Raw genomic sequence first — 15,972 nt, 5'->3', positions numbered from 1 at the left:
TTACCAATATGCAAACAGCATTGTATGCCCCTGTTATGTGTATGAAGTGTAGCCGCCGACCAAAAATGATAATTAGCACGGGTTTAAATGATAATTCATTTTTTATCACTTATGCCGCGCGGGCTAAGGTGATAAACGATGGTCAATAAAAAAGCAGCTTTCGCTGCTTTTTTATTCGGTGGTGGTCTTTGCTAACTTGAGAAGTGCTGAGATAGGTTGTGATAGGTCTTCACCAGTCTCATATTGCCTATCTATAAGCTCCTCAGCGCCTCTAATCAGCTCAATGAACTCACCGCTAGGGTTATTAGTAAAGTGCTTTAAATGAGACGTACGACTCGCTAGCTTGCGATTACGTACTAAATCTACAATATCCTTTGGCACACCTTCTTGACTTAATAAACCGCATAACTCTGATAACGATTCATCAGTTATCTTTTGCAAATGCCTTTCGGGTATTTTTACCATCGCCTCTAACATATAGAAGCGATAAGAGAAAACGCCTAAAGCGACAATGCCGCAAAGCAACAACAATACAATAAGAACATCCATACTACATTACCTTTTAACTTGCCTCGGGATAGTAAAACCAACGCTAAGAACAGCAGATTAGCATTAATCCCTATGCTGTATAAATCCCATAGTAGCCAGCTATCTTCACCATATTCGTTAGGGCTACTATCAAAATTTAGTGCAACGATGTTACGATCAATAAACATTAAGGTGTTTAAAAGTGCGTTTACTGACATGGTAATAAACACCAATTTAACTTGTTCGCTAAACAAAACACCAAATAACCAATGAAAACCTATCACTGCAAACGCTTGGAAAAGTGAGAAGATTGCCCATGCTAAGTACCAATAATAAATCTGGTCATCTATATGCAACAAACTCAATACGTTGCTGTGCAAGTAATCACCCAAAGCTAAACCAGCTGACATAACTCCAGCCGAGATCGCAATCGAAAAGCTTTTAGGTTTGAGATAAATAGCCAATATGAATGCGAATATGAAACCGATTAACTCAAGCTTATTGAGTGAGTAGCTTAAAATCACATCAATTATTGGCAGCTCCATTATCGAGGTTTTTTATCTTTAATTGGGTGTCCGCCACCGCCGTTCATTAGCTTCATTTCTGATTCTAATGCTGCTGCAAAATCAACTTTCTGTTCCGGTGTTGGTTTTACCTGCGGTTTGTTTTGCTGCTGCAATGCGTTTGTATTAGATAGGTTGATTGAATTATCTATTTTCATATTTAAACTCCTTTATTATTAAATATGGGCGCAAAATCTACACTATCGTTTCTGATGCGACAACAAATTAACGTTTTTACACTTCAATTTCAGTAAAAGGTAGTAGAGGTGCAGCGCCTACTATGCGCCCATTCTCTACGTATACCGCGCCTGTTTGAACACTATCACCTAGTACAACGCTTTGGCTGCTGTCGCTGTATTCGACTAGCGTTGTGCCGTTTGTGTTAACTGTGACGATGTTCGCTATTGTGCGTTGAGTTTTATCGAGTACTGAGCCGAGTCGGTTTAGTGTGTTAGACATTGCTGATCACCTGTATGGTTTGGCTAACTGTAATAGCGCCTTGGTCGCTGATACTGGCGTTAATTGTCATGCTGTCGCAGGTCGCTTTAAATACTGAATCTGTGTAAGTAATGCCAACTAACATACCTGGGCGAATAGGTGGTAAGTCGTCTAAAAGCTTGGTTCTGATTGTAGTGTTTTGCTTGTTACCGCTGTTAGCCAGCTCACACGTTCCGCGTTGGCGTGCTGCTTGGTTGTGTGTGATTAGCGTGTCTACAACATCATTAGCAAACTGATCGCCAAGCGTACCCGCTCGTTTGATTTTACACGCTACGCCTTGCTGTTCACCTCGCACAAATACCGCGTTATGTTCCTGGCTTATTGTTTGGCTAGTGCTGTGCTCAAGTATGATTGAATCGTTAAGGATCACATCACAGATTGCATTGGCTGTGTCCCATGGCATAACGGGCCACGCTGGGACCACTGAGACAGTTTTAGTTGCGTCGTTAATATCGAGTATTGCGCCGACTGATTTAGCAACGCTTAACAGTGCCGCTGCTGGGGTTAAATTGGTGTATGTAAACGCGCCAGTAGGGATTGGGTAATCAATCATTTTATTATCGAGTGACCACCCCGTATTAACGAGTATGTCAGACATGATCCCCGCTAAGGTTTTTGCGGTTGGGTTGGCGTAGTTTGTAGCGCGGGCGTAAGGGTTAGATAGTAACGCAAAACGACTGCGACAACTTGCGCTATAGCTAGCATTTGCAAAGCGGTTGCTAGTGCTTGGCTGCTCACAAATCACATAAAAGTCATAGCCATTTAGCGAGATTTTAAGCTCGTGGCCCAGGGCGCGTTCAAAGTCGATACGTGAGCAAAATTTAATATTGCATGTAGCGCTAAATTGGCCGCGAGATATTGAGTAATTAACGCTGTTGATCAGTATTTTTAAATCATCTGAAACACGCACACAATTAATGGTTGGCTGCATGATGTATGTATTCCTTAGCTGGGGTTCTATGGGGATTTTGCGATCAATGGTTGGTACGTCATCATCACCGCGCACTAAGCCGCCGGGCAGGCCCCAATAGCAAACTTTGTCGGGGTTGTTAAAACGCATGACTAGACGCCCGTTGTGTGTCGTTGCTGGCGCTGTAAACTCTAAATTGACATAGCCCTTGAATGGGTGATTACGCCAGTAACAAATGTACTCTTTGTCAGTTTCACCGTAGTGTATTACCAGCTCACGCGACTCTAATAATGGCTTTATATGCCAATGCAGCTCGCGAGCTGTTTTGAGTAATTCAGAGCTGTTCCAGTGCTGTTTAAACTCGGTATGTTCAACATCTAACTGAGTTAACCAGTTAAAATCCTTTTCGTTGTATTCAATCGCCGTGATGATTTTATACGGCATTTGAATAACGTTTGATACATAGCCGCTGTTACCCCATTTCACACTGCTCTGTACTGTAACTAATGCGGTGGTTTGCCAGTCAAAACCAAATGCCACAGGGACTAATTCAGCGTTGCTAAAAGCCGTTTCAAACTCGGTTTTAACAGACTGTGTTTGCCATGCTAAATTTTTAACTTGCGTGATTAATGGTGGGTTTAACCAGCTTAAACTTGATTCGATGCCAATGTTAGCTTGTAAGATTGGTAGCGTTGGATCAACTGGCCCAGTGTCATCACCAAAACGCATAGTCAATGGTGATGTATTTATTGCATGCGGTTTGGTAAATCGCATCACCAACGCGGCATCATTACCCATGACATCCATGTCATTATTTTGATAGCTTAATTGAAGAGGCGATTTATTAACTTTGTATGGGTTAATAAAACGTAATTCAATCATGCTACTGGCGGCTCGTATGGTTGCGGGTTATTTATGTCAAAGCTAAAAATATTAATTAACATTGCTTGCACATTATCTGTAATTGCTGCGTTAAACTGACCATCATCATCAAACATCACTACTGCCAAATTAGGATCTACTGAATAAGTCAACGGCAAAGTTCTAGTATTTAATCCATCATTTATTTTAAAATGCGCCACCTTATCTCCATTCATTCTATTTATTATCAGCATTCTTTCAGCATCTTTCGTGTCAACAACGAGCGCAGAGAATAATAACGGAGCCTTATTTATTTTTGGCATCGGTAGTATCATGGCCATTCTTCCATATTTATCCAGATTGATGTCCCACCGCTATTGGCTCTTGGTACACTGTAATACTGCGATCCATCTATCAATTTTATGAATGGCATACTTTCACTTCTATATCCATACTCTTGAGATGCAAACAACCCTGGTATTTGCCCTCTGACAAAAGGAAGTATTTCGCTGTTACCTGTTGTTCCAGCAGAGGCTAAAGAATAAGAGCCAGTTGATAATAAAAAGGGACTAAGCACTCTAATTTCAGGGGAGGAATCCTGAATGCTTGATTGATTAAGTGCATGATTACCGAAAGAGGTTAATAAATATGAATTAGCTTTTGAAACAGATGAATCTAGCGCATAAATATAGCCAGCAGAATTAGTGTAGTCATCTGATATTAAGTAATTAAGCTGCGTATTCCAACTTGTGGACGTGTTATTTATTTTTCCCGAAAGAGTTATAAATCTTGCAGAATCAAAACCATAAAAAGAGCTAAAATCACCGGCAAAAAACATAGAATGATTGGTGGCTCCAAAGTAATTCAAATTTTTCCGATTTTCACTATGAGCTATATAAAAAAACGCTGTAGCGCTTGCTATTATTACCCAGTTGTTTGGGTAATAAATACCAGAACCGCCAGTACTGGTATAAAAGTATGCACCAAGTCTTGATTGTTCAGATTTAGATATATAGTCCAAAGCACTTTGTAATCTTATTGAATTCGTTGCGTTATTATTTGATGCTGAAGCAATAAGCACTCCGCCGGAACCACCTGTTGAAACATTGTTTTTTAGCGCAAGAAACGGAGATTCTTCTGGTAGGTTTTCATCTTCAATAGACCAACCGACAGCAGTTTTAGTACCGTAGCCTTCAGCTAAGCACTTCTTAAGAACATTAATAAATTCACTAGGTCTCCCATCGACTATTTGCGGTGCGCCCACATCATCCCAACGATATACTGTAACTGGCTGTGCCATAATTTTTAATCCTTATTTCCACGAAAACTGAGGGTTGAATTGTCACGCACTATTTCAGAGTGCCCGGGTGATACTGAGCGCGTAACCATGGTTGGTTTACTTGCCGCTAGGGTTTCAAACAAGAACGCTTCACCGGGGTTTAAGCCTGCGCCAAACGCATCGGCCCGTAATATAAAATATGGTGCGCCTGCAAAGCTGTTAATCGGCGCACAGTCGTTTAGCGTGTCGCCGCTGTAAATGTTGCCTACCGACTCACCGATTACGTTGTAAGCGGTGGTTGATGTAAACACGATGGCCCAGCGCTGTGCTATTGCGCCTATATTTGTAAGCTCTATTGGGTATTGCGTGGTATTGATTGCGCTTGATGCTGCTGCGCCAAAATCACCAAAGTTGTTTTGCCAAGCTGCGAGTGTGCGCTCGTCTTTTGTTTGCGCTTGAAAGTCACCAAGCACTTGCACACTGCTCACCGTTGCGCCTGCCGGATAAGCACGGTTTAGTGGTGTTAGTAAGCTTAATGTGTTGCTGTCGATTGCGTCAATGAGCGCTAATTCTGATTGTATGGCCGTGATAATAAACGGCGGTGAAAATGCGCTTATTCCCGCGTTTATTGTGATGTCACCTGTTGCAGCATCGTAGCTGTAGTTGTCATCAGTTACAGACCAGCAACTTGCACCAGTGCTGTCTACAATGTCGATAAAATCAGCATCAGCTAAAACGGTAATCGTTTGGCCGCTTGATAACGTTGCAGCAGCTGTGCGTTCACGGTTCTGTACGCTGATTGGGTTAAACGTATGGAAAATTGCTACCGTGCCACCGCCCGGTAATTTTGATGTATCAAAACCGCCCTCTGGTGCGGGTACAGTCACTTGAGAAACTTCGTTGTAATCGTAACGAATTGAATCAGGGCGAACATCAACCGTAAACGTTATATCAACGTAACCAGTTGCACTCACTTCACCAGTCGCATTCGTGCCACTTATAGCGCCGCTCAAATCACTTGATGCACTGAATGTTGTGCCATCCGTTGTTGTATAAGTGATATAAAGCGAGTCTCTAGCAAACGAGCTGTTTGGTAATTGCCACTGTTTAGAACGGGTTTTTCTATCACCTTTGATGATTGTAGCACCAAGGTTATCTTCAACAGAGCCGTTGAAGTCAGCGCCATCTATATCTGTAATTACACCAGTTTCATAGTCAATAGTTGCAAATACGTAGCCATTTGCAATAAAACGACCTTGCGCATCGGCTCTGTAAATAGACGATTCACCTACTTTTTTAAGACGACAATAACCGGGTAGAACACTCTCACCCGCTGCTAACGTTATTGTTGGGCTGCTAGTGAAAGAATGAAACCTAAAGTCGTCTTTACTAAAATAATTCAGGGTAAAATATTGGTCTTTTGTTACTGCTGAAGATCTAGGAAGCGTAACTGAAATAGTATTCCCAGTAATAGTTAGATCTGACTGCTTTAAATCAATAGTGACAACTTTATATACCTGACGTTCATACCCAGCACCCCAAGGTGGAAAATAAATTTCGGTTGTTAACTTATAGCTTTGATAGCTAGCATTAAATACTGGGGACTCAATCAATAAATCAGGTACTTCAATGTTTATTTCTGTTATATCACCGTAACTAAGTACCCGAGTGCTTCTAAATCCAACTTCACTATCAGGACTTAAATTTAATGCTTGAGTAATCGTTTGAATACTCGGTGTTAAAGAGCGACTTGCAGACTCGACTCGAAGCTCTTGGCCCTGTGCATCTACTGGTGCAGTTAATAAGCTAGTACCGTGATACTTTGTGCTAGCCAATGACAAATAAGGCAGCATTTCCGCAACTGTGTCGGTGTCTTTTAGGTCTTTAGCTTCAACTAGTAAAACATTGACTAACGGGTCGTCTGGTTGGTCGCTTAAGAATATGTGAGCGTCTTGCAAGCGGCTTGAATCGTCTGTGCTAAGCGCAGGATATAATTTAACGAGATCAAATGATGATCGGGCATGGTCAATGTCACTGATTGAGCTAAACACAGCGTTTAATTTACCGCTGATAATTGCATTGCTTGTGCGGTGGCCGCCAGCGTGTGGCTCGTTGCCAATGCGCTGAGGTTCAAATATTTTTAAATCGGTTCTTTTCATTATTTGGCCTTTAAACGGTTTTTAAACGTAGGTTTACGTTTTGGTAATGGGTTGGTGCCGAGTCTGAAAAATGCGTATGCGGCACGGCTTCTACGGCTTTTTGGCTGTGGTCCCACACAACATTAAACACAGTGCCGCGTATAGTTATTTCAAACGCGGTGAGGGTTGTTTGTGCATGCTCATATAAAGGTGTAAACACGCTGGCAGCTTCAAAGTCACTGTATAAATTAATTGGGCGGCCTTGTGGTATCAGTGTTTTTTCAATGTGCTGCGCGCCGTTTAATGCGCGTTCGGTTTGCTCGGCTACTGGCAAATAATCAAACTCATTGAGCCAAACAAAGTTATCCAGGCTTTGTGCATTTATTACGATCATTGGGTGTTACTCAACTGTTCAAGTTTTTGTAAAAATTGCTCTTCAAACTGAGCTAACAAATTGGCCGATTGGCCGCCAGGCAACGCAAGTTCTAACCGGACTGTTTTGCCATTGCTCGGCTGTTGGTTTTTAAGCACGGTTATCAATTCACGTACAGCAGTTGTAAGGCTGTTTAAATCACCGTTAGAGGCTTTATTGCTGGGCGTATAATTGTTTGTAGGCGGCGTATAGCTTGGCGTTGATGTAGGCGTATATGTCTGCACTTGTTCAACGGCTTTTTGAGTGGTGCTTTGCGCTTTTATCGCTTGCTGCTGTGCGCTAATGGCTGCGTTTAATGTGCTCTTTTGCTCACGCGTTAGGTATGTAAGCTGCTTATTGATTTTGTTGTATAACTCAGTCAGCGCTTTGCTACTGCTGGCGTTATCAATTTGGCCGCTAAACTTATTAAATTGGGTATTTTGGGTGTCAGCATAAGCGCGGCGTTCGCGCTCTTCGTTGATCTCTTTACTATCTAAATCGTAAGGGCTGCGCCCGTTCTCTTCCTGATAATCGACTACGTCACTTACGCTGGCACGTTGCGATTGATTGTAACGACTTACACTGCTTGATGCGCGATTTGCTGAGGCGGCAACACGTTCTAATTCTTCTTTTTGCTCACGTAGGCTTTTTGATGCTGATTCGTTCGCTTTAACTTGATCATTAGTGGCTTGCGTACCAGCTCTAGTTGAGGCCGTGGCCGCATCTTGTGCGCCTTTAAAATCGCCTAGTAGATTATTTACAACACTTAACACATCGCCTAAGCGTTGCTTTTCATAGTTGTATTGCTGCGCTGTTAAATTGCCTGCTTGATAGCGATCATTTAAGCGCTCAAGTTCATCTGTTAAACGGCTATGTTCGCGTTGTAATTCACCTAAGCTTGCAAGCTCTAGCTGCTGAACGCGTGTTAAATCACTTGTTTGGTTAGTTAAGCGCTGCTGTTGAATGGTCAGCGCGGCTTGCGCTTGGGCTTTTTGCTCAGCGGTAGCCGTACTGCTCGCCATTACTTGCAGATTGGTTTTTATTGCGTCACGGGTCTGCTCTAACTCACGGGTAAAGCGGTTTACTGCATCGCTGTTTGTGTCAGTAACAGGCTTTAAGGCATTTGCTTTTTCAATGAGTTTATCGAGTTCTTTAGTTAAACCCAGTGCAGCAGCGGCGGCTTGAATACTAGAGGGTACGGTTTGATCGGTTGCGTCTGCGGCGGCAATGGCAGCCTCAGCCCATTTTAAATATGCCTGGCGTTGCACTGCTAATGGTTGCTCTGACTCCTGCATTAGCTCATAGGCTGCACGTAATTTATTAGCGGTCTCATCTAATGCTTTTGATGATGTTAAGCCTAGTTCGGCATAGGCTTTTTCTACATCACCAGCAAATATTTTTTGACGCTCGAGTAATGCGCCGTGTTCTTCAAACTTTACTTTTAGCGCATCTAAAATTGCTAACTGTCCCTGGTACTGTTCACCAGCGCCGGCAATTGCAACACGGGCAGATTCTATGCTTTGGATAAAGCCATCAACGCCGACTTTTACACCATCTAAGCTTGTGGCCTGCTGCTCTAATGATTGAATCGTTTTAAGGGCTTCGGGGAGTGAGAGCGTAAGCAGTTCTTGGCGCTGGCGCTCGGCCTCTGTTGCAGCTGCTGTGGATTCGGCTAATTTACGTTGTTGGTATTCTAGGTTTATATAGCGCTGGGTGGCTTCGTCCCAAACAAGTTTACCGTTTTCAATCAATGCGTCTAACTCGGCTGAATTACGAATGATCAAACCCGTTGAGTCAGCCAGCATTTGTAATTCATCGGCTAATGCTTTGGCTTGTATTGCACTTGCTTGTTGCGACTTTCTAAGTGATTCCTCTGCCACGAGCAAATCTTTATACAGTAAACCAACGTCGATTAACTCGGTAATTAACCAGGTGTATAAACCTGCCTTACCTACGGCTTTAAGCGCAGTACTCCATTTAGTTGCTGCAATGCCTGCGGCGTTAGTTGCCACGGTGGTTGAGCCAATAGCAGCTGTGTAGGTTCTTAGTGATGCAATGGCCGTGGTTGCACCGCTGATCACACTACTAAAATAGTTACCCACTTTAAGCGCCAGCCATACTTTAGCTACAGTGGCTATTTCTTCGCGGTATTCATAAAGCGTGGTGGCTGCGCCTTTAATGGCATTACCTGTGCTTACGATTGTGTCGCTAATTTTTTGCGCCCACTCTTGCAAGCGGCCATCCTTCGCCATTGCTGCAAATTCAGTATTAAGCGCGGTAATGTTGGCTTTTAACCAATCCATAGCGCCGCTTTGCGCTATAAGGTTATAAAACTGCTCCATGTTGTCTTTAGCGTTTGACACTTGCCCACTAAAGAGCGCCATTTGCGCCGCAGCAGAGCCAGCACTTGCGCGGCCCATTTCATCTATTAAGCCTTTAATTACATCACGGCCTAACTTACCTGCGCTTGATAGCTTTTGCAGTTCAACGGTGTTTTTACCCGTGACTTTTTCAAGTAGATCCCAAACAGGTATACCGCGCTCAACCATTTGTAGGATTTCTTCGCCTTGGAGCTTTTGTTTTGCCCACGCTTGGCCGAGCGCAAGGCTGATACCTTCAACCTCTTGAAACCCGCCGCCGAGCTTTAATGCTTGGTCGGTAATGGCCTGCATGGTGCCATCCATTGGATCAAGGCCAAACGCTTTTAATTTTACAAACGCCTGGCTTACTTCACCCATTTGTAACGGGGTGTTTTTAGTAAATTCTTTTACCCATGCAGTGGCTTTTTCGCCGCCTGCAATACCGCCCATAAGCGCTTGCATTTGCACGCCGAGCTTTTCAAATTTATCACCGGTGCTAAATACTTGGCTTACGGCTTGAGCTACCCGATCAAACCCCACATAAGCGGCAGCCAGTGCGGTAACTTTGCCAATTACGCCGTCAAGGCTTTGTGCTTGAGCGCGTTGGACTGTAGTGCCTTGGCGCAGCTCATTACTAAACTTATCGACAGAGCGGCCAGATTTATCAAACTGGGCAGCTAAGTCACGCTTGGCGGCACGTAGGTTATTAGTATCAACATCAGAGCGCTTAAGGGCTGTTTGTAGTGCTGCGTGCTTACTTGTTTGCTGGGTAAGCTCGGTGCGCATTTGGGTTAGGTCTTTCTCGGCGGCTTCTAATGAGCGCGCGAGTTGCACAAATGGCTTATCAGTGTTTTTGGCTTCGGTTTGTAATTGGTCGAGGGCTTGAGCTGCCGCCGCTGTGGCTATTTCTTGTTGTTCTAATTTTTGTTTTGACTGCTCAAATGCACGTATTAGATCAGCTTGATTAGCTAATCCGTCTAATTCGTTGGCAAGTTTTCCTGCGGTTTGGCTGGTTTTTTTTGCGCTGTTATCGGTTTGGTCTAGTGATTCACTGAGTTTATCAGCAGCAGGATTAGCGGCATCGGCGCTTTGCTCAATATTTTTAAGCTCTGTTACCAGCTGCTCAATATTTTGCTTGCCTGTGGCCTCAGCAACTATGCGTAGGGCTAATTCTAAGGTTTTATCTGCCATGGTGTTAACTCAGTTTAAACAAGGTTTAAATGGGGATAAAGGGGCAAACAATGCCCCTTTATAAATACGCTAAATAAGGCTTATTCAGCGTCTAGCTCGTCAATGTAGTACGGCTCATTTTTGTTTGCTACCAGCTTAGCTGTGCCCTCAAGCGCAGCGGTTACAAACTCACTGCTTGCTAAGTCAAGCTCAGAGGTTGGCATCATTGAAGTGTCGTAAATTTCAAAGTTAACTTGCTTACCATTGGCTAGGTTTGTGCCCTCGCCAAAAATACGTAAGCGCGTTTGGCTTACTGTTGCACCGTTAATGCGTTTACCAGTGCGGGCGTTGTACGAACCGCTTACAGTAATACTGCCACCAGCGTCTAATGCACCGCCTTTAATGGCGCGAATCATGCCTAGGGCAAAGTTAAACTCGTAATCAACACCCGCAACTAACGTTACTGTGGCTTGCTTTACTACTACGTCGTTTGTAAAGTTTTGCCCTGGTACTGAAACCCACGATTGGTTAGTAGGCATGGTTACGGCTTCGTCGGTTAATGTTCCGGCTGCGTCGTTAATTGCAGCTACATCGCCCATAAGCGCAAGCGCGATCATTTCGGCTGGCTGGTCGTCAAACTCCCATGTAATAACCGTAGGCTTGCTTATTTTTACGTCATCAAGTGATTGGCCCTTAGTGGCTTTTTTATTTGATGTACGTACAACCGAATCAGCTTCGGCCTTAATACCAAGCTTAGTGGTGTTAATTGGGCCAAATATTTGGCCTGTGCTTACGCCTTGTTCGTTTAAGCGATCAACAAAAATGTTGCCCGCAAGTAAAATACCGTCGCTCATATTAAAGCGCTCCTTTAAGTCTCATTTGACAAGTAAAAGCCAGCGGGTAATACGCGTGGCCTTTGGTGAATTGGGGTTTAGCTGGGGTGTTTACTCTAAGCCATGGCCCAGTACCGTTAAGTACCTTGCCCGCCATAGCACGAATAATGTTTGTTATGTGCTCACCTGCGTTTGTGTCTTGCTTACGTACTACCAACACAACAATCCATGTTTGGGTTAGCTGCATTAAGTAACCGGCGTTTTTACTCTCCGGTAAGTTATCGCCGTAGTACATAAGGTGAATGCTGGGGGTTGTTTGGCGGTCTTCCTTGATGTCTGCTAGTTCATCACTCAAGTAAACGCGCTTAATGCCTGGCACTTGTTCAAGCGCCTGTTTAAGTGGGTGCTGAGCTGCAAAGTAGTCAGTGGTAATTTCAAACATCAGATAAATCCCTTTGTTTTTTCACGCGCAAATACTGAGCCAGCACTTTGTATTGTGGCGGTGTCTTGCACTTTGGCGTCTTGGCCTAGTGCGTCAACGCCTATACTTAGCTCACCTTTTGCTACTGACATTAAAAATTTAATTGCGTCCTTGTAACGGGTTTCTACATGCTCAGGTACATCGTTAGTGCCAAGCTTGTAGCGAGCAATATCACAACAAAACTGCTCAAGTAGGTTCGGAACGGTGACAAGCGGCAGCTCATAACGCCCAGCTAAATAGCCGTTAATTACGTCGCTTGCATCGTTTATAGCCTGCTCAATAACTGCGGTATTAATTACATCAACGGGGCCATCTTCGCGCTCACTTAAATAAATAAGCTCGCGCTCACCAAAACGCTGTTGCATCGCGGTTATTGTTGCGTAAGCCATTTACTCGCCCTCGCCTGCATTGGCAGTATCGGCGTCCTGTAGCCATTGCCATGCGGCATCACGATCTTGTGCTGATACTTTAACGCTTATCACTTCGCCCTCGGTTTCGCCTGGTGCTTCAAAAGTGACTTGTTCACACTTAGGCTTTTCGGTCATTTGCGCACCGATAATAAGCGCGATTATAGGTTGTAGCTCTTGTGGGGCTTGGGTGTAATCAACAAGCTGGTAAAGTTCGGTTTTTTGGTCTAAATCTGCACCCAAGTTATTTGCGTCCAGCTGTGATTGCGCCGTAGTACTCGCATCGAGCGGTATAGCTTGCACCGATAAGCGTGGATCATTTTCAATAGCGTCAAGCTGCTCTTGGTCAAGACCATCAGCGGGGATTTCATTTTTACCTTGGTTGAAACTGAGGCCAGCTCGGCGGTAGCCTGTTGGCTGCATGCAACTGACAATAACAGCAGAGATAAGGCTGAGTTTAAGCGTTTTAGCCATTTCATTATTACTCCTGGTTTCAAAGTATGGGGCTATAACGCCCCTTACTTATTAGGGTTTAACTATTGATGGGATTAAAGGTAATCAGCGACTAATAGCTCTAAACGGCCTTTCAGTTCGTTTGAGCTGTTTGAGTCAAGCTCACGCTCTAACATACGTGTAGCTAGCTTTTCCATGCTGGCAGGAACAACTAACATGGTTGATTTAATACCGAGCTTACGGCCACCGTCAGCTGTAAAGCTGCGCATTTTTTCAATGCTGTCCCATAGGTTATCTGGCGTTAACGCACGTTTATTAGCAAAGGCAAGCTGCCAAAAACCAAACCCTGCGGCATCACGACAATCAACGCCATAACGGTATTGTTTAGACGTAAATACCACCTCGTCATCAACTTTGGTCATAGCAAGTAATTGTGGTTTTTTACGTTCTTGAAAAATAATCGGCTTAAGGGCTTTTGAGGTGTCTAGCACAAACCACGGCTCACCCTCATAAGCAACATCTTCGGCCATATTCGCTGTTGATACTGCTGCGCCAGTGCCATCAGCATTTGGTGCGACTGGGTGGTCAGTATCAAAAAAGTTTTGTCCGTCGTAGCACAAGGTTGTAAAACCCGCTGCGAGTAATTCAAAACACATTTCATCCGGGTGAATTGCCGCCGCGCTGCCCATTTCTTTAAAAATTGGGGAATACACGCCTAAGTTATCGTCTTCAATGTCGTTGCGGTCTACGCCTACTGTTGACTCGTAATCGTCATTGGTAATGGTATAAGCGTGCGCTTTCATGCTTTGAACATTACGATCACCCACCCATTTAGCCAGGCTTGGGAACTTGCCCAGCCAGCCATAGGTATTACTGGCCGAGGTTGATTTAATTACACTGGCAATTTTTGTAAATTGCGGTGCTGCTTCTGATTTACCTTGTTCAAACTCAGATTTAAACGCGGTAAATAAAGCGGTTAAAAGTGCTGGGGTCACTAAAGCCATTAGTTTTGCTCCTGTTTAGCTTTGGCATAAGCAGCATGAGATAGACCAAGTTGGTCTGCGGCATACTTATCTTCTGCGGTGAGTGCTGCTAAGCCGTCTTTGTCGCTTTCTGGCTTAGGTGTATTGGTGGTTTGCTGAGCGGTAAGGCTTGCAATCGGTGAACGGGCATCTAACACAGCTTTTAACGCTGCAACGCCCTGCTGATTACCTAACGATGTTAAGTATTCAACTTCTGACGCAATAATGCGGCCGTCTTGCTTGGCTTTATTTACTTCTTGCTCAACCGATTGCGTGGCGCTGCTGCTTTTAAGCGCGACCATTTCAGTGTGCAATGCGTTATAGGTTTCTACAGGCACGTACTTAGCTAAATTAACTTCATTAGGGCTATTCGCTTTAAGTGCTGCAACGGCGTCATTAGCGTTACTGAGCTGGGTTGTGAGCGTATCGGCTTCGTCGGCCTTGGCCTTCAAAGCGGCGAGTGCTGTTGTTGCTTTGGTGTAATCTGCATCGGTGACGTTATCACCATCCACAGTGACACCTAGCAAGCTCAGCAATTTTTGAGCTGCGTTCATGGGTGTATCTCCATTGTTTACATGGGTTTTAGAAGTCTTTAAAACGGCGACTTTGTCCATACCATCAACCGCAGGGTCGTTGGTAAGGGCAAAGTGGCGTAATTTGGTTGGGCGGCCTGTTTGTTTGTCGTAATGAAAAACAGGGCTTATAAAGCGATATTCGTCGTTTTTTAGGTGTGCGCGTGCGTTGGGTGTCCAACGAACGTTAAGAGCATAAAGCCCCTCGCCTGGTACATACTCTAAATCGCTTGGATTAAACCAACCGCTAGCTGGGGCTGGCTTGCCGTTTTCTTCGGCGTGTAGTGTTTGATGCTCGTAGTCAAAGTGGTAGTCGTTGGTGCGGGTGCTGGCTGTACTTTTAAGTAGCTCAAATGCAGCTTGGTCTAGTAACCAGGCATTAGCAGGTACGTCGAACGGGCGGCCATCGTGTGATTTAAAATAGCCGTCTGGCATTACCATTACGCGCTCACTGATACCTTGCTCGTTTATTTCGCTTGCAAAGCGGCACGCAGCAAAGCCTAGGTCGGCAGGTTTGTTTGCTGATAAAACAGCTAGCGCCGATGTAAGTGAGGCGGTTTCAAGTAAGCTTTGTTTGGTAAATGGTTTTTTCATGGCTGAGCACAGTTTAAATAATCTGTGCTCAGTATGAATTTAGATTTGTATTGGTTGGCCGTGCGGTGTTTCGGGAATTTATAAGGGGTATTTACAGTTTAAAATGAGGATTTTGGTTTGTCACAGTAAAACACGAGTCAATATTAGCAATGCAACCCTGTTTAAACGCTGTTTAAAATCGCCTGTAAGCGATTATTATAATTTAAACGCCACATTGTGTGACTTTGGCAATCACAAGCGCTTAGATTTGATTCTACGCGCTTGGGCTTTATTTTTAAATCAAAAACTCGCTTATTGCTGTAATACTATCCCCTGATGGTAACTTTTAGCCTCTTGTTCAGGTACTCGTTTGCCGTTTACATAAGCATGAGCAAATAAATTGGTTTTATCTTCATGCACAGAAACAAAGGCTGCGTCCTCATTTAGAGTGTTTACCAATTCATACAATTCATTTGGATAATCAGGTTTTTTCACTAAGATCGTTTTTAATCTAGAGGCACTCTTACGATCATCACTAATCAAAATATACGAATGCTCACTTAACTTGTTCTCTAAATTTTCAATATTTTTTATAACCCCACCACTCTTTAAAACTACGTCATAATACATAGCTAAAACTACCTCACAATACAAAGGGTCTGGTTCGGGTTTGTTAGAGTTATCTTGATACTTATAATCAACTAAGTAATGACCTGTAGGGTAATCATCAATATTAACTTTGCTCAAAAAAAACTGGGGAGTAATATTGTTATTCATTTGGAAATTTATATTCGCCCCTCCCATTAAACTAATTGATAGCAATGCGACATTAGCTCCTTTTTTTAGCCATTTTTTTAACTGATTACGACTTAATTTTTTTTTCATGGTTTATTCCTTTAAAGCTCGATTGCA

General features: G+C 43.7%; 17 protein-coding genes. All 17 read right to left on the bottom strand.

Annotated features, from left to right (window positions below; all coding sequences use genetic code 11):
- Window positions 1–171 precede the first annotated feature (171 nt).
- The 17 genes from CWC14_RS06025 to CWC14_RS05950 all read right to left on the bottom strand — a co-directional run bounded on the left by CWC14_RS06025 (window position 172) and on the right by CWC14_RS05950 (window position 15,945).
- A complete protein-coding gene (locus tag CWC14_RS06025; protein WP_249928704.1) occupies window positions 172–441 on the bottom strand; it encodes a hypothetical protein in 270 nt (89 codons plus the stop codon).
- A 59-nt stretch (window positions 442–500) separates the two neighbouring features.
- Complete coding sequence (locus CWC14_RS06020; RefSeq protein WP_249928703.1) at window positions 501–938, bottom strand: hypothetical protein; 438 nt, start codon at window positions 936–938, stop codon at window positions 501–503.
- Window positions 939–1,072: 134 nt separating this feature from the next.
- A complete protein-coding gene (locus CWC14_RS19140; RefSeq protein ID WP_171036829.1) occupies window positions 1,073–1,249 on the bottom strand; it encodes a hypothetical protein in 177 nt (58 codons plus the stop codon).
- Between the two features lie 76 nt (window positions 1,250–1,325).
- Entirely contained in the window at window positions 1,326–1,550 is a 225-nt protein-coding gene (locus tag CWC14_RS06015; RefSeq protein WP_138561860.1) for a hypothetical protein, read from the bottom strand.
- Window positions 1,543–3,381: a hypothetical protein gene (locus CWC14_RS06010; RefSeq protein WP_138561858.1), complete on the bottom strand. Its 1,839-nt coding sequence runs from the start codon at window positions 3,379–3,381 to the stop codon at window positions 1,543–1,545. Before CWC14_RS06010 ends, CWC14_RS06015 begins: the two co-directional genes overlap by 8 nt.
- A complete protein-coding gene (locus tag CWC14_RS06005; protein WP_138561856.1) occupies window positions 3,378–3,695 on the bottom strand; it encodes a hypothetical protein in 318 nt (105 codons plus the stop codon). The genes CWC14_RS06010 and CWC14_RS06005 overlap by 4 nt, the downstream gene beginning before the upstream one ends.
- On the bottom strand, window positions 3,692–4,660 hold the full coding sequence (locus tag CWC14_RS06000; RefSeq protein ID WP_138561854.1) for a hypothetical protein: 969 nt from the start codon (window positions 4,658–4,660) through the stop codon (window positions 3,692–3,694). Before CWC14_RS06000 ends, CWC14_RS06005 begins: the two co-directional genes overlap by 4 nt.
- Before the next feature lie 5 nt (window positions 4,661–4,665).
- Entirely contained in the window at window positions 4,666–6,798 is a 2,133-nt protein-coding gene (locus tag CWC14_RS05995) for a hypothetical protein (protein WP_138561852.1), read from the bottom strand.
- Window positions 6,799–6,808: 10 nt separating this feature from the next.
- Window positions 6,809–7,171 (bottom strand): hypothetical protein, encoded by a 363-nt coding sequence (locus CWC14_RS05990; RefSeq protein WP_138561850.1) that lies wholly within the window; start codon window positions 7,169–7,171, stop codon window positions 6,809–6,811.
- Window positions 7,168–10,740, bottom strand: coding sequence for a tape measure protein (locus CWC14_RS05985; protein WP_138561848.1), 3,573 nt, complete (start codon window positions 10,738–10,740; stop codon window positions 7,168–7,170). The genes CWC14_RS05990 and CWC14_RS05985 overlap by 4 nt, the downstream gene beginning before the upstream one ends.
- An 80-nt stretch (window positions 10,741–10,820) precedes the next feature.
- Window positions 10,821–11,573: a phage tail tube protein gene (locus CWC14_RS05980; RefSeq protein WP_138561846.1), complete on the bottom strand. Its 753-nt coding sequence runs from the start codon at window positions 11,571–11,573 to the stop codon at window positions 10,821–10,823.
- Between the two features lies 1 nt (window position 11,574).
- The gene (locus CWC14_RS05975; protein WP_138561844.1) at window positions 11,575–11,994 is read right to left on the bottom strand and encodes a phage tail terminator protein; all 420 of its coding nucleotides are present in this window, start codon (window positions 11,992–11,994) and stop codon (window positions 11,575–11,577) included.
- Window positions 11,994–12,422, bottom strand: coding sequence for a gp436 family protein (locus CWC14_RS05970; RefSeq protein WP_138561842.1), 429 nt, complete (start codon window positions 12,420–12,422; stop codon window positions 11,994–11,996). Before CWC14_RS05970 ends, CWC14_RS05975 begins: the two co-directional genes overlap by 1 nt.
- Window positions 12,423–12,914, bottom strand: a complete 492-nt coding sequence (locus tag CWC14_RS05965) for an HI1506-related protein (protein WP_138561840.1) — start codon at window positions 12,912–12,914, stop codon at window positions 12,423–12,425. It abuts the gene before it with no gap.
- A 74-nt stretch (window positions 12,915–12,988) separates the two neighbouring features.
- Window positions 12,989–13,897: a Mu-like prophage major head subunit gpT family protein gene (locus CWC14_RS05960; protein WP_138561838.1), complete on the bottom strand. Its 909-nt coding sequence runs from the start codon at window positions 13,895–13,897 to the stop codon at window positions 12,989–12,991.
- Entirely contained in the window at window positions 13,897–15,081 is a 1,185-nt protein-coding gene (locus CWC14_RS05955) for a phage protease (RefSeq protein WP_138561836.1), read from the bottom strand. The genes CWC14_RS05960 and CWC14_RS05955 overlap by 1 nt, the downstream gene beginning before the upstream one ends.
- A gap of 291 nt (window positions 15,082–15,372) precedes the next feature.
- Entirely contained in the window at window positions 15,373–15,945 is a 573-nt protein-coding gene (locus CWC14_RS05950; protein ID WP_138561834.1) for a hypothetical protein, read from the bottom strand.
- Between the last annotated feature and the right edge of the window lie 27 nt (window positions 15,946–15,972).

The organism is Pseudoalteromonas sp. S3260, assembly GCF_005886925.1.
In the GTDB taxonomy this organism is placed as follows: Bacteria; Pseudomonadota; Gammaproteobacteria; order Enterobacterales; family Alteromonadaceae; genus Pseudoalteromonas; species Pseudoalteromonas tetraodonis.
The sequence above is the reverse complement of the archived record's forward strand: the minus strand, read 5'-3'. Positions and strand labels throughout refer to the sequence as shown.

Bases quoted from the DNA above. Each gene is read 5' to 3' on its own strand.
- CWC14_RS06020 (WP_249928703.1), bottom strand. From the start codon at position 938: ATGTCAGCTGGTTTAGCTTTGGGTGATTACTTGCACAGCAACGTATTG.
- CWC14_RS19140 (WP_171036829.1), bottom strand. From the start codon at position 1,249: ATGAAAATAGATAATTCAATCAACCTATCTAATACAAACGCATTGCAG.
- CWC14_RS06015 (WP_138561860.1), bottom strand. From the start codon at position 1,550: ATGTCTAACACACTAAACCGACTCGGCTCAGTACTCGATAAAACTCAA.
- CWC14_RS06010 (WP_138561858.1), bottom strand. From the start codon at position 3,381: ATGATTGAATTACGTTTTATTAACCCATACAAAGTTAATAAATCGCCT.
- CWC14_RS06005 (WP_138561856.1), bottom strand. From the start codon at position 3,695: ATGATACTACCGATGCCAAAAATAAATAAGGCTCCGTTATTATTCTCT.
- CWC14_RS06000 (WP_138561854.1), bottom strand. From the start codon at position 4,660: ATGGCACAGCCAGTTACAGTATATCGTTGGGATGATGTGGGCGCACCG.
- CWC14_RS05995 (WP_138561852.1), bottom strand. From the start codon at position 6,798: ATGAAAAGAACCGATTTAAAAATATTTGAACCTCAGCGCATTGGCAAC.
- CWC14_RS05990 (WP_138561850.1), bottom strand. From the start codon at position 7,171: ATGATCGTAATAAATGCACAAAGCCTGGATAACTTTGTTTGGCTCAAT.
- CWC14_RS05985 (WP_138561848.1), bottom strand. From the start codon at position 10,740: ATGGCAGATAAAACCTTAGAATTAGCCCTACGCATAGTTGCTGAGGCC.
- CWC14_RS05980 (WP_138561846.1), bottom strand. From the start codon at position 11,573: ATGAGCGACGGTATTTTACTTGCGGGCAACATTTTTGTTGATCGCTTA.
- CWC14_RS05975 (WP_138561844.1), bottom strand. From the start codon at position 11,994: ATGTTTGAAATTACCACTGACTACTTTGCAGCTCAGCACCCACTTAAA.
- CWC14_RS05970 (WP_138561842.1), bottom strand. From the start codon at position 12,422: ATGGCTTACGCAACAATAACCGCGATGCAACAGCGTTTTGGTGAGCGC.
- CWC14_RS05965 (WP_138561840.1), bottom strand. From the start codon at position 12,914: ATGGCTAAAACGCTTAAACTCAGCCTTATCTCTGCTGTTATTGTCAGT.
- CWC14_RS05960 (WP_138561838.1), bottom strand. From the start codon at position 13,897: ATGGCTTTAGTGACCCCAGCACTTTTAACCGCTTTATTTACCGCGTTT.
- CWC14_RS05955 (WP_138561836.1), bottom strand. From the start codon at position 15,081: ATGAAAAAACCATTTACCAAACAAAGCTTACTTGAAACCGCCTCACTT.
- CWC14_RS05950 (WP_138561834.1), bottom strand. From the start codon at position 15,945: ATGAAAAAAAAATTAAGTCGTAATCAGTTAAAAAAATGGCTAAAAAAA.